General features: G+C 40.7%; 10 protein-coding genes. 5 read left to right on the forward strand and 5 right to left on the reverse strand.

Annotated elements, in window-relative coordinates; translation table 11 throughout:
- Positions 1 to 4: 4 nt before the first annotated feature.
- On the reverse strand, positions 5 to 301 hold the full coding sequence (locus BLR53_RS17130; protein ID WP_037440614.1) for a hypothetical protein: 297 nt from the start codon (positions 299 to 301) through the stop codon (positions 5 to 7).
- 126 nt (positions 302 to 427) lie between these two features.
- Complete coding sequence (locus BLR53_RS17135) at positions 428 to 1,021, reverse strand: riboflavin synthase (protein WP_074591436.1); 594 nt, start codon at positions 1,019 to 1,021, stop codon at positions 428 to 430.
- Positions 1,022 to 1,554: 533 nt separating this feature from the next.
- Here BLR53_RS17135 and BLR53_RS17140 point away from each other — a divergent pair.
- Positions 1,555 to 2,421: an N-acetylglucosamine kinase gene (locus tag BLR53_RS17140; RefSeq protein ID WP_037440548.1), complete on the forward strand. Its 867-nt coding sequence runs from the start codon at positions 1,555 to 1,557 to the stop codon at positions 2,419 to 2,421.
- 103 nt (positions 2,422 to 2,524) lie between these two features.
- Here the strand turns inward: BLR53_RS17140 and BLR53_RS17145 are convergent, their stop codons facing one another.
- On the reverse strand, positions 2,525 to 3,214 hold the full coding sequence (locus tag BLR53_RS17145) for an NUDIX hydrolase (protein WP_037440550.1): 690 nt from the start codon (positions 3,212 to 3,214) through the stop codon (positions 2,525 to 2,527).
- 433 nt (positions 3,215 to 3,647) lie between these two features.
- Between BLR53_RS17145 and pfkA the strand changes: the two genes are divergently transcribed.
- The 3 genes from pfkA to gap are packed head-to-tail and all read left to right on the forward strand — an operon-like array spanning position 3,648 to position 6,485.
- Positions 3,648 to 4,634 carry a 6-phosphofructokinase gene (gene pfkA / locus BLR53_RS17150; protein WP_037440552.1) on the forward strand — a complete coding sequence of 329 codons (987 nt, stop codon included), beginning with the start codon at positions 3,648 to 3,650 and terminating at the stop codon, positions 4,632 to 4,634.
- Between the two features lies 1 nt (position 4,635).
- Complete coding sequence (locus tag BLR53_RS17155) at positions 4,636 to 5,478, forward strand: hypothetical protein (protein ID WP_074591438.1); 843 nt, start codon at positions 4,636 to 4,638, stop codon at positions 5,476 to 5,478.
- Positions 5,479 to 5,483: 5 nt separating this feature from the next.
- Positions 5,484 to 6,485, forward strand: a complete 1,002-nt coding sequence (gene gap, locus BLR53_RS17160; protein WP_037440556.1) for a type I glyceraldehyde-3-phosphate dehydrogenase — start codon at positions 5,484 to 5,486, stop codon at positions 6,483 to 6,485.
- Between the two features lie 32 nt (positions 6,486 to 6,517).
- Here the strand turns inward: gap and glgB are convergent, their stop codons facing one another.
- Both glgB and BLR53_RS17170 read right to left on the reverse strand, forming a co-directional pair.
- On the reverse strand, positions 6,518 to 8,509 hold the full coding sequence (glgB, locus tag BLR53_RS17165) for a 1,4-alpha-glucan branching protein GlgB (RefSeq protein ID WP_074591441.1): 1,992 nt from the start codon (positions 8,507 to 8,509) through the stop codon (positions 6,518 to 6,520).
- A 47-nt stretch (positions 8,510 to 8,556) separates the two neighbouring features.
- Complete coding sequence (locus BLR53_RS17170; RefSeq protein WP_074591443.1) at positions 8,557 to 11,013, reverse strand: glycoside hydrolase family 31 protein; 2,457 nt, start codon at positions 11,011 to 11,013, stop codon at positions 8,557 to 8,559.
- Positions 11,014 to 11,250: 237 nt separating this feature from the next.
- Here BLR53_RS17170 and BLR53_RS17175 point away from each other — a divergent pair, with 237 nt between their 5' ends.
- Entirely contained in the window at positions 11,251 to 13,692 is a 2,442-nt protein-coding gene (locus tag BLR53_RS17175; protein WP_074591445.1) for a penicillin acylase family protein, read from the forward strand.

Genomic DNA, 13,692 nt, shown 5'->3' on the forward strand with positions numbered 1-13,692 from the left:
ATTATTATCCGGTAGCATCTTTAATGATTTGCTGTTCTTTAAGCGCATCAACATTATTTTTATTACCAAAGTTCTGAGTCTTATCAGCGAAGTAATCCAATATACCAACAATAGTATCCAGATTGTCTGCTACACGCTGGTGCATATCGGGAAGATCCTGCTCCAATCTTTTATCACCCAGTTCTATATTATCAACTTCTATTTTTCCTATTTTCTGTATGATGGCTTGCTGAGAATGTTGAAGATCTTCTAACTCTCTGACAATTTTCTCCATCAACTCAAACTTCTCTAAAGTATTCATATCTGCTTCTTTATGGTTTAACACCTGATTAATTACAATGTCAATCAACCAATTACCTTGCCAATAATCTTAAAATAACTGGCACGTGCCAGAAAAAAGAAGCTGGACATTCTTTAGAACAATCAATTATGCGCGGTTCAAAGGCATTAGTCTGGCCACGTATTTACCAATAATATCAAATTCCAGATTAACCGTATCTCCTTCTGTTACTTCTTTCAGATTAGTATGCTCAAAAGTGTAGGGAATAATAAATACAGAAAATTCATCAGCGGCTGAATTAACAACTGTAAGACTAATACCATTGACACAAACAGAGCCTTTTTCTACAGTGACGTTGCCTGGAGCGGCATCGTAACGGAATCTGTATTCCCAGCTTCCATCAATTTCCCTTCTTAAAATACAAACACCAGTCTGGTCGACATGGCCCTGAACGATATGGCCGTCAAGTCTCCCGTTCATCTGCATACAGCGTTCCAGATTTACAATGCTGCCTTCCCGGAGATCACCGAGGTTTGACTTCTCCAGCGTTTCCTGAATTGCAGTTACCGTATGTGTCTTGTCATCCAGTGCAACGACCGTAAGACAAACACCATTATGTGAAATGCTCTGATCTATTTTCAGTTCAGCAGTGATTGCTGAAGCAATTGTCAGATGAATATTCGTTCCTTCGGATCTGCGTCCGGTAACGGTTCCTGATGTTTCTATTATACCTGTAAACATATCTTTTTATTTTATCCGCTCTGCAGCATGAAAATACTGCAAAAGCAAATTTATTAATTTAGCCCGGGTTATACCTGAGCATTTCTTCTATTTCTTTAAAAAATTCGACTAATCGAATTCAATATGATAATTGTCATAAAGACTGTTTATAAAAACATTTATAATTCGCCAAAACGTTACATTAACGGTATGGAGTTCTTTTATAACCAAATAGGCCCTATTTAAAAAGGAATGATTTGCTATTATCGTAGAATAAAAGGACATTTAGATCCTGAGTAATTATTTTAAAATTTGGAATTTAAAATAACAAGTGTAATTTTAGCTTAGTGTTATTTTAACAATATCTTAATTTGAGATAAATATGTATTGTTTTCAAGTACGTTAAAAATCAGAAAAAGAGTTACTTAAAATTATTAAACAGAGAAAAAAACCAAATTAATAAATTCCTAAACGGCATAAAAAACATAAAATGGAAAAAATACAGTTCGAGTGTTCAGGAATATTTACTTTTACCCCCCATAAAACAAATTAAGATGATAGTTATTGCAGACGGTGGATCAACCAAAACCAATTGGTGCTTAATTAATGAAGCTGGTAGAAAAATTCATTTCAACACCGAAGGTTACAACCCGTACTTTTCAAGTACTGAATATATTGTTGGCTCGCTAAAAAAGTCTTTACCAGATCACCTGGAAGCAGACAAACTTACAGAAGTATATTATTATGGTGCTGGCTGCTCTACAGATAGCAAAAGAAAAATCGTCGAAGAGGCAATGGCTCAAGTATTTGTGAACGCACAAATTAATATAGGCCATGATTTACTGGCTTCATGCCGTGCCGTACTTGGTGACCAACCTGGTTTTGCCGCTATTTTAGGTACTGGTACTAATTCTTGCCTTTACGATGGTAAAGATATTTCGCTAAACATTGACTCGCTGGGTTATTTCCTTGGTGATGAAGGTAGCGGATGCTTTATCGGAAAAAGAATTTTGAGTGACTATATGAAAGGTTATATGCCTAAAGGTCTGAGAGAAAGTTTCTACGACAATTTCGCGCTGACCAACGAGGACATCTTTGATAATATCTACAATAAACCGCTTCCTAACCGTTTTTGCGCAGGTTTCAGTAAATTCCTGTACGATTACAAAGATAGCTATGAAGATTATACATTCTCTACTGTTGAATATGCATTCACGGCATTCTTTGAGAACCTTGTTATTCACTACCCGAACTATAAAGATTTCTCACTAAACTGTGTAGGTTCTGTTGGTTACAGCTTCAGAGATATTCTGAGCATTGTTGCTGACCGTTACGAAATGGGTGTTGGAAAAATTATCCGCTCACCTATAGATGACCTGGTTGAATACCATATGGCGCATTCTAAATCTTTGATTAAATAATTCAGGAGAATTTCTGACATAAAAAAACCGCTGTCTGTAAAAGATAGCGGTTTTTTTATGTCAGAAATTCAGCGTTATATATTCCGGCGGCGGCTCCGCTGATTTAGAAAGATATTTCTTTGCCAAACAGTTTACCGTACTTCCGCTTATCGAAGCGGTATAAGGTTGCTGCACGGAAGGAAACTCCTTTTTGTTTTTCATTGAGGTCTTTCAGTACATTAAAACTTAACATCTTTTTCCTGAAATTTCTTTTATCAAGCTTCTTACCCAGAATAACCTCATATACATTCTGAAGTTGTGTAAGTGTAAATTTTTCAGGCAGCAGCTCAAATGCAATCGGCTGATGCTTAATCCGTCGCTTAATTTTCTCCAGTCCCTGGTCAAATATTTTCTGATGATCAAAGGCTAGCTTCGGCAGGTCTTTAACATTGATCCAATAAGCCTGTTTCGCGTAGGTGCTAACTGGTTTCAGTGCTTTATCTCCCCCTAGCCGGAGCATTGCATAATAAGCAACAGAAATAATACGCCCCTGCGGGTGACGTCCGACATCTCCAAAAGTATAAAACTGCTCCATGTAGACATTTTCTATCCCTGTAAGCTCATGCAAAATTCTTGAAGCAGACTGGTCAAGGCTTTCATTTTCACTTACCAGGTTTCCAGGTAGTGCCCACCAATCTTTAAACGGCTCTTCATTTCTCTCAATCAGCAAAATTTTCAATTCACCTTCATCAAAACCGAATAGGATACAGTCAATGGAGAAGGTTGAATTAAACTGTGGTAATACTTCTTTCAAAACGATTTCTTTTAATTTATAAATCTACACTGAACATTTTCCCCTTAAAACAAAAAAACCTCATTTAATACAGATTAAACAGGTTTACTGGTGGTCAGGACAATTCTACAAATATTATAATAATATTTCTTATCCGGTTTTGTCTGATCATAAATCTCTATTGCTTAACCGGATTGTCGTAAATGTATGTCAATTTTTTCAAATATCAGACTTTACCGGCATCAAACACACCTAACGCGAATTGTCGGGGTTTACTAGTTTAATAAATTTATATTAACTTATGCCCTGAAAAACACGATGGGCATCAAGAATTTTGATCACCCGCATTTCCTAATTAAACACCTGAATAAATTCATTCTTTATATGGTATTTAGGTAAAAAAACAAAATAAATTACTTAGTGTAACTTCTACACAGTATATTCGTAGTATCAGATGAGACCAAATATTAAAAATATAGCAGTACTAACTTCAGGAGGAGATGCTCCTGGAATGAACGCATGCATCCGGGCAGTTGTCCGGACAGGAATATATAATGGCATCAACATGTTTGGTGTTCTTCAAGGTTACCAGGGACTTATTAATAATAATATTATCCCTATGGACGCCCGCTCCGTTAGTAATATAATTCATCTGGGTGGAACGGTGCTTAAAACTGCCCGCTGTCTGGAGTTTAAAACTGATGAAGGAATGGATCAGGCTTATGCCAACATGAAGGCGCATAATATTGATGCGCTGGTTGTAATAGGTGGAGATGGTACTTTTACAGGTGCAAGGCGTTTTTCTGAAAGACACCCGGTAAGTGTAATTGGTATCCCTGGTACAATTGATAATGATTTATATGGTTCAGATTTTACACTGGGCTATGATACCGCTATCAATACTGTTATTGAAGCGATTGATAAGATACGTGATACAGCTGACTCACATGACCGGCTTTTCTTTGTCGAGGTGATGGGCCGGGATTCTGGCTGTATTGCTTTACGCAGCGCAATAGCCTGCGGAGCTGAAGCAGTATTATTGCCGGAAAAAGCAACCAGCCTGGAGGAACTGATCAGAACACTGGAAATTGGTGCTGCCACTAAAAAATCTTCCAGCATCGTTATTGTATCTGAAGGCCATAAGCAGGGCGGCGCATACGATATTGCTAAACATGTAAAGGAACGCTTTAATCATTATGATACTAAAGTAACTATACTCGGCCATTTACAACGCGGGGGCAGCCCAAGTAGTTTTGACCGTATTTTAGGTAGCAGACTCGGGTATGCAGCAGTAAATGAGTTACTGAAAGGCAGTTCACGCCAGATGGTTGGTCTTCGTGGAAACGATATCCAGCTGACAAGTTTAGACGAGGCATTAACTGCACACAGTTTTAAACTGGAAAGTGACCTGCTGGAAATGACTAAAGTGTTATCAATCTGATATGATAGCGGTGGTCTATAGTGGTTCTAAAACAGCGGCATGGAAAATAGCCAATGAAGGTAAGCTTATTGCAGAATGTAGCATGCCCGGGCTTAATCCTTGTTTTGTCGAAGCCAAAACGGTGCTTCAGCAGCTGAATAAAAAAATCACACTGATCAATTATGCAGAGCGGATCAAAAAGATTTATGTGTTTTCTGCCGGTGCTAATTCTCCGGCAAGACGTAAGGAGCTAACGGAAACGCTGGCCTCCTTTTTTAAGTTTAGTAAAATCACTGTGCAGGATGATATTTATGGTGCGGCAATTGCGGCATGTTACCAGAAGACTGGCATTGTCGGTATTCTTGGGAGCGGATCCAACTGTGCCTACTTTAATGGCCAGGCGCCAGAGGAGAACAATTTCGGACTGGGATATGTTCTGGGAGACGAGGGTTCTTCAAATTATCTGGGTAAAATAATCCTGAAACACTATCTTCAGGAAAAACTTCCCCCGGAACTATTAAAAAAATTCCGAAAAAGATATGACCTGAACCGCTCGCAGATTTTAGAAAGAGTTTACCAGAAATCTATGGCTCAGCATTTTTTGAGTAGTTTTCTGGACTTTTACATAGAAAACCAGGAACACGTCTATATACAGCGTATTATTGACGAGGCATTTCAGCGTTATATGGATACCTACCTGTTGCCGATGATCAAACAACACCCTGGACAGGATGTTCATTTTGTCGGCATAGTAGCCGGTAATTTTCCGGACAGGCTTAAACTCGTTGCCGAAAAAAACGGGATAACAATTAATTCGATTACCAAAGAACCAATATATAATTTACTTAATTACTATTCAAATTAATAATAATGACAAAGATTGGAATTAACGGCTTTGGCCGTATCGGCAGATTAGTATTCAGAGCTGCTTTAAAGAGAGGTTTAGATATCGTTGCAATCAATGACCTTGTTGAGCCGGATTACATGGCTTATATGTTAAAATATGATTCTACACATGGCCGTTTTGACGGTACTATTGAAGTAGTTGACGGTCATTTAGTAGTTAACGGAAAAACTATCCGTATCACTGCTGAAAGAGATCCGGCTAACTTAAAATGGAATGAAGTTGGTGTGGAAACTGTTATCGAGTCTACAGGTTTATTCCTGACTCAGGCTGATGCAGAGAAACACATTACTGCAGGTGCAAAAAGAGTTGTTCTTTCTGCTCCGGCGAAAGATGACAGCATCCCTACTTACGTAATGGGTGTTAACCACGATCAGTTAACTGCTGACCAGACTGTAGTTTCTAATGCATCTTGCACGACAAACTGTCTTGCTCCGATTGCTAAAGTATTACATGACAACTGGGGTATTGCTGAAGGTCTGATGAGTACTGTTCACGCTGTTACTGCAACTCAAAAAACTGTTGATGGTCCTTCTGCGAAAGACTGGAGAGGCGGACGTGGTGGATTCTCTAACATTATCCCTTCTGCTACTGGTGCAGCTAAAGCTGTAACTAAAGTTATTCCTGCGCTAAAAGGTAAATTGACAGGTATGGCTTTCCGTGTACCGGTTGCTGACGTTTCTGTTGTTGATTTAACTGTACGTCTGGAAAAACCAGCTACTTATCAGGAAATTAAAGATGCCATGAAAGCTGCTTCTGAAGGTGCTTTAAAAGGTGTTCTGGGTTATACTGAAGATGAGGTTGTTTCTTCTGACTTTATTGGTGATGACCACGCGTCTATTTTTGATGCAAATGCTGGTATCGCATTGAATGATAACTTCGTTAAAGTTGTTTCATGGTATGATAACGAGTGGGGATATTCTTCTGCTTTAGCTAAATTCGTAGAGTACTACGGTAACCTGAAATAAGATTATATTTTCATTTATAAAAAAAGGATGGCTTATTTAGCCATCCTTTTTTTATGCAGTTTATCAGGCTGTTTAAGAACCATCGCCGCTAAAGGCGCAATATTCAGCTGAATGGAGAACGCGCGCTCTCCATATTGAAAGGATTCGGGTTTAAATGTTTGCTTGTTAAGCTTTCCGCTTCCAAAGTAAATCTCTTCATCGCTATTAAAGATCTCCTCCCATTCTGCCTCAAAAGGAAGACCTACACGGTAGTTTTCTCTGTAAACCGGGGTCATATTGAGTATAATAATTAAAGTATCTTCGGCAGCAGCTCCTTTACGCGTATACACATAGACGGAATGGTCTGCATCGTCTGCACTCAGCCATTCAAATCCTTCATGCGAAAATCCAAAGTGATATAGCGCCGGCTCTGCTCTGTATAAATGATTTAAGGCCTTCACGTACCGCTGCATTCCTTTATGGGGGGCAAACTGCAACAGGTCCCACTCCAGGCTTCTGGTAAAATTCCATTCGCCGTTCTGTGCAAACTCATTCCCCATAAACAACAGTTTAGTACCTGGTTGTGTAAACATGTAGGCGTAGAGCAATCTCAAGTTAGCGTGTTTACGCCATTCATCTCCCGGCATTTTATAAATCATAGATGATTTACCGTGCACAACTTCATCATGGGAAAAAGGAAGCATAAACCGCTCGGTAAAAGCATAAGTTGTACTGAAGGTGAGCTGATGATGTTTGAATTTCCGGTCAATGGGATCAGTCTTGAAGTATTGTAGTGTATCATTCATCCAACCCATCATCCACTTCATACCAAATCCTAACCCTCCCTCTTCTACGGCCCTGGTTACGCCGGGATAAGTGCTGCTCTCTTCTGCTATGGTGTGTACGCCCTGAAAATTACCGTACACATATTCATTTAAATCCTGCAGGAACTGGATAGCTCCGAGATTTTCTCTTCCTCCATAAATATTGGTCCCCGCCTCTCCTTCTTTTCTCGAAAAATCGTAATAAAGCATAGAAGCTACTGCATCTACCCGCAGTCCGTCTGCATGGAACTGATCAATCCAGTAAACCGCATTGCTGATGAGGAAAGATCTCACCTCGTTCCGATCGTAATTGAAAATATAAGATTTCCAGTCCGGATGAAAGCCTTTTCGCATGTCCGCATGCTCATAAAGATGTGTACCATCAAACTTAAATAGTCCATGGGCATCTCCGGGGAAGTGTGAAGGTACCCAGTCCAGTATTACAGCAATATCATTTGCATGCAACTCCTCAATCAGTTCCATCAGTTCCTGAGGCGTACCATGCCTGGATGAAGCGGCAAAATAGCCTGTGATCTGATACCCCCAGGATGGATAATAAGGATATTCCATCACCGGCATCAGCTCTACATGCGTAAACTCCATCTCTTTTAAATAAGGAACCAGCGAGGTGGCAACTTCTTTATAGGTAAGAATTCTGGTATGGTCCGCAGGATCGCGCTGCCAGGAGCCCAAATGTACTTCATATACGGACATCGGCTGATCTATTGCGTTTAGCTTTTCCCTGACTTTTATCCAGCGCTGGTCTTTCCAGTCATGCTCAGTATCCCAAACTACTGAAGCGGTCTGTGGAGGATGCTCCCACCGTGTTGCGAAAGGATCGCCTTTCTCGTAATTATGGCCATCATACCCATGAATAAAATACTTATAAACTGTTCCTTTTTCTACACCCGGTATAAACCCCTCCCAGATACCGGAGGAATCCAGTCTCCGGTATAATCTGTGACTGGTTTTATGCCAGTCATTAAAATTTCCAGTGACATAAACGTCATGTGCATTTGGTGCCCAAACAGCGAAATATGTTCCTTTATCACCGTCGACCTTCAGGGGGTGAGCCCCCATCTTTTCATAAAGCCTGAAGTGCTTCCCTGAAATAAAAAGCGAAATATCAAAATCTGTCAGCAAACTATAAATCCAGACGGGTGCCTGGCGATCTGCAACTGGTGTAGTATTTACTGGTTTGCCTTGAGTCTTCTTTGCCATATTTATTTTCTTATTATTCAGCAGGCTGATAGATTAATTAATTAGCCTTACCTGATTTGTATCTCACTAAAATTCTTATTGGTCTTGAATCTGAAGCAATTATGCTCGTCGACTTGAAAATCTTTGACCTCCACACCATCTACATACACTTTGTTAACTTCAAACGGAATACCAATGAAGTTAAAATTATACCACTCATAATTCGGCGTATATAAACCTTCCAGTTGCTGATAGATGTCAAGATGATTAGCAGAGCCTTTGACTGTAAATTTCTTTTCGGAATAGATATCCTGTTCATAGGCAAATGTGTCGCCATGATCTTCGAAGAAGAAGGAGTTCACTTCATGAGTTGTGAAATAGACGTTGAGCATAACCTCCTCTATATGTTTTTCACCTACATATTGCATAACCGGATATTCTGGTATCACCGCTCCCGCTTTAACAAAAATCGGCATTGTTTCCAACGGTGCTTCAATATGATGCTCGGCATCTCCGTTTAACAGGTCATGAGACCAGAAGTTATACCACTCCCCTTTCGGCAGATATACCGTTCTGGAAACTGCACCCTGCTCTAAAATAGGACAAACCAAAATCTTATCTCCATAAGCAAATTCGTCCTGACGGAAGTGATTACTGATGTTTTCCTGCTCAAGCATCACCAATGGGCGCAAAATCGGGAATCCGTATCTGTGATGTTCCCAGAAAACAGAATACAGATATGGCATTAAACGGTAACGAAGTTCTATAAATTTCTTATTAATGCTGGTAAAGGGCTCTCCGAAACTCCATGGCTCTCTTTCTGAGGTATCACCGGCCGAGTGCGCACGCATAAACGGCGAGAATGTACCGAGCTGAATCCACCTGGTAAATAATTCACCATCCGGCTCCTCACTGAAACCTCCGATATCGGTTCCGCAAAAGGGTACTCCTGAGACAGACATACGCTGACACTGGATATTACCCATCTTCAGATGTTCCCAGCTGGCGACGTTATCACCTGTCCAGACGCAGCCATAACGTTGCATTCCGGAATAACCAGCTCTGGTAATAGTAAACGGTCTTTTATTGCGCATGAGTTTTTTCAACCCATCGTAAGTAGACCGTACCATCTGCATCCCATAAATATTATGGGCCTTACGGTGTGACCCTCTGAATCCGTCGTAATTATGTCGTACATCATTTGGAAAAGTTCCTGCTCCAAATACTGCAGGTTCATTCATATCATTCCACACGCCTGCTACTCCCATTTCTACGAGCTCTTTATACAGACCACCCCACCAATCCCTAACAACAGGGTTAGTAAAATCTGGGAACTGACATCTGCCCGGCCAGACATGGCCTTCCATAAAGTAATCGTCACTCCTGCGGCAGAAGTAATTATTGGCTTTACCTTCTTTAAAAACCCAGTAATTATCATCTACTTTAATTCCCGGATCTATCATTACAACAGTCTTAAATCCATCATCTGCCAACTCCTTAATCATTTTACGGGGGTCGGGAAAGTGTTTTTTATTCCAGGTAAAACAACGGTATCCATCCATATAGTCTATATCGAAATAAATCGCATCACATGGAATAGATCTTGACCGGAATCCTTCTGCAATAGCTTTTACTTTGCTTTCCGGATAATAGCTCCAACGACACTGATGATACCCTAATGCCCATTTTGGCGGCATAGGATGCGTTCCGGTTAAAGACTGATACCGTTTAACTACATCCATCATATGCGGGCCGTGAATATAATAGTACTGCAGTTCCCCGCCGTCAGCCCAGAAGCTTGTTTTATCATTATCTTCTCTTCCAAAATCAAAATAGGACCGGAATGTATTATCAAAAAAGATTCCGTAAGCTGCAGATTGATGCACGCCGGTATAAAATGGAATGGTCCGGTACAAAGGGTCCTGATCCCAGCCAAAAGAATAAGCATCTGTATTCCAGTTCTGGAAATGCCTGCCTCTGAGGTTCATATTGCCCGACTTATCTCCCAACCCAAAAAAGTTCTCTTCCGGATTGCACTTCTTAGTGGCAAATACGTAATACCCGCCGAAGTCGGCATTTTCTTCCCAGTGCATTGGCGATGCATCCTCACTCATGATCATGTGTGTCTGGTTATCTACAAAAGAGATATGAAAATCGGCTTTCCGCACATGGCAACTTACGGTATTGGTAGAAATTACATAACTCTCCTCCAGTTCTTCCAGATTAAAAGTACTTACCTTCTGGTCTACGACTGGAACAGCATAAGAAAAATCTTCCAAAAAAACACCGTGTGGCGCCAGTCTCACCCGTATAATTTCATTGCTGACGACTCTGATTTCTACTTTAGCTTCCCCGTCAGAAAAATAAAACCGATTATCTTCCTGCTCCACTTTCTGTACCGGTGTCAGATATTTCTTTACAATTGGTTTGAGCGCAAGTACAGGATTATTGAGATGCTGTACAGACTCTTCCACAATCTCATTAATATTTTCTTTGTTCTCTATTTCTTTTCCTGGTTCTTCCATAAAACGTTTTCTGTATCAACATTTCTGTTGATTAGTATTGATATACTAGCTAAAGTGTTAATTATTATATCAAAACCCAAGATTTTTTATATTTAATTATGTCGTATTTATGCCTTTATTTTTGAATCCGGATCAGCGCTATGTTGTTTTGCAAAATAGATTAGTAAGGATGTTACAATTGTATTAAATTGCAGCAAACCGACTTTACGGAAATATTGACAAAGCGAATCTAATTCTATGAGGAACAAATTTAAGGCTGCTATATACCTCGTTATACCCATATTGCTCGCTTACTCACTGAACACTAAGTTTGGTAGTGTCCCCCCAATATTAAAGTTCTTAAATCCTTTTACAGGTTTCTGGAAAAATTCGGTCGCAATTAAACAACCTAAAAAAAGCAAATTGGTTCTCCGAAACACGAAGGAAACCGTGGAGGTTGTTTTCGATGACAGGATGATCCCTCATATTTTCGCTCAAAATGACCATGATGCCTATTACGCCCAGGGATATATTACTGCACGTGACCGCCTCTGGCAGATGGATTTTCAAACACGATACGCAGCTGGTCGTTTATCGGAGGTCGTTGGTGTTAAAGCACTTGAACTCGACCGTTATCAGAGAAGAATGGGTATGGTCTATGGTGCTGAGAATTCGCTGAAGGGTATGATGGAGAATCCCAAGTCCAGAGAAATGGTCTTGGCCTACACCGCAGGAATTAACGATTATATTCATTCTCTAAATTCCGGCACATTACCGGTAGAATACAAAATTCTGGATTTTAAACCGGAGGACTGGACGCCGTTAAAATGCGCCCTTTTACTAAAACAGATGTCTGCCGTACTGGCAATGGGCTCAGACGAATTTTACATGACCAATATTCTGCAGAAATTTGGTTCTGCTGTTACCGCAGACCTTTTCCCGGATTATCCATTTCGAGAAGACCCTATCATTCCCGTAGGCACCAAATGGGACTTTAAACCATTGCAGGTTCCTTCGACTCCGCAAGCTAATTCTGTGATTCAGACCAGTCAGATAAAAACCAAACAACTGGAAGAGGGTATTGGCAGTAATAACTGGGCAGTATCAGGAGCGAAAACAGCCTCCGGAAACCCAATACTGGCAAATGACCCCCACCTTAATCTAACTTTGCCCTCTATCTGGTACCAGATTCAGCTTCATGCTCCTGGAATGAACAGCTACGGGGTTTCCCTGCCTGGAGCTCCTGGAATTATAATTGGTTTTAATGCGCATATTGCCTGGGGCGTAACTAATGTTGCAGCTGATGTCCTGGACTTCTATCAGGTCAAATTTAAAGATGACACACATAGTCAGTATCAATATAACAATGGCTGGAAAAACACAACCAGCCGGTTGGAAAAGATAAAAATAAGGGGTGAAAGGACAGAAACCGACACAGTAATTTACACACACCACGGCCCTGTTGTCTATTTTAAAAAGCCTGATGACCTTAAAATGGCTAATAACGTTCCTACCGGAAGTGCCTTACGCTGGATCGCCCATGACCGTTCTAACGAACTCCTGACTTTTTATTATCTGAACCGTGGCAAAAGCTATCAAGACTACAGAAAGGCACTGACGTACTATACAGCCCCGGCCCAGAATTTCGTATTTGCCTCCGCAACTGATGATATTGCGATAACTGCAAATGGAAAGTTCCCTTTAAAATGGAAAAATCAGGGGAAATTTATATTGGATGGTTCGAATCCTGCAAATGACTGGAAAGGATGGATACCTGCTGCACAAAATCCAACAGTCAAAAATCCTGAAAGGAACTTCGTGAGTTCTGCAAATCAAAGTTCAACGGCGTCTGATTATCCTTATTACATCAACTGGGAATTTGCACCCTATGAAAGAGGCAAAAGAATAAACGACAGGCTGAAAAGCATGGAAAACATCACATTGGACAGCATGCGGATCATGCAGTCTGACAGCTACAGTGTTTTCGCGGAAAATATACTCCCAGCACTAATCAAAGCCTTAGACCCCGCAAAACTGAATGCAACACAGAAAGAAGCATTACAGGTCATGTACAAATGGAACAAGTCTTACGGTGCTGATGCAATTGCCCCTTCTATATTCGAACTGTGGACAAAAAGACTGTTCTTTAATATCTGGGACGACGACTTTACAATTGAAAATATCCCCATGCGCTATCCTTCCCGTGACAGAACAGTGGAACTGATTCTGAAAGATCCGGGATCCAAATGGTTCGACAATGTTCGTACGCCCGAAAAGGAAACTTTGCCAGACCTCGTTTTTGAGGCATTAACCTATACTTGTGACAGCCTGGAGCGTAAATACGGTCCTATCGGCAAAGACTGGAAGTGGGGAAATGTGAAGGGCACTCACGTCCCTCACCTAGCCAATATTCCGGGCTTCGGATCTGAAATTTTATGGAATGGTGGCGGAAAGAGTACGATCAATGCATTGAGTGAAAGCAACGGCCCATCCTGGAGAATGGTTGTGGAACTGGGTAAAAAAGGTCCGGTAGCAAAGGGAGTTTATCCTGGAGGGCAATCCGGAAACCCAGGCAGTCCTTTCTACAGAGATATGATAGGCACTTGGACCAAAGGTGAACTGTACGATCTTTACCTGATGAATTCCCCTCAGGACGAACGTGCAAAAGTTTTAAATCAGTTGACAATCAAAAAAAAATAA

This window comes from Pedobacter antarcticus (assembly GCF_900103515.1).
GTDB lineage: Bacteria > Bacteroidota > Bacteroidia > Sphingobacteriales > Sphingobacteriaceae > Pedobacter > Pedobacter antarcticus.

Bases quoted from the DNA above. Each gene is read 5' to 3' on its own strand.
- BLR53_RS17140 (WP_037440548.1), top strand. From the start codon at position 1,555: ATGATAGTTATTGCAGACGGTGGATCAACCAAAACCAATTGGTGCTTA.
- gap (WP_037440556.1), top strand. From the start codon at position 5,484: ATGACAAAGATTGGAATTAACGGCTTTGGCCGTATCGGCAGATTAGTA.
- BLR53_RS17170 (WP_074591443.1), bottom strand. From the start codon at position 11,013: ATGGAAGAACCAGGAAAAGAAATAGAGAACAAAGAAAATATTAATGAG.
- BLR53_RS17130 (WP_037440614.1), bottom strand. From the start codon at position 301: ATGAATACTTTAGAGAAGTTTGAGTTGATGGAGAAAATTGTCAGAGAG.
- glgB (WP_074591441.1), bottom strand. From the start codon at position 8,509: ATGGCAAAGAAGACTCAAGGCAAACCAGTAAATACTACACCAGTTGCA.
- BLR53_RS17135 (WP_074591436.1), bottom strand. From the start codon at position 1,021: ATGTTTACAGGTATAATAGAAACATCAGGAACCGTTACCGGACGCAGA.
- BLR53_RS17155 (WP_074591438.1), top strand. From the start codon at position 4,636: ATGATAGCGGTGGTCTATAGTGGTTCTAAAACAGCGGCATGGAAAATA.
- BLR53_RS17175 (WP_074591445.1), top strand. From the start codon at position 11,251: ATGAGGAACAAATTTAAGGCTGCTATATACCTCGTTATACCCATATTG.
- pfkA (WP_037440552.1), top strand. From the start codon at position 3,648: ATGAGACCAAATATTAAAAATATAGCAGTACTAACTTCAGGAGGAGAT.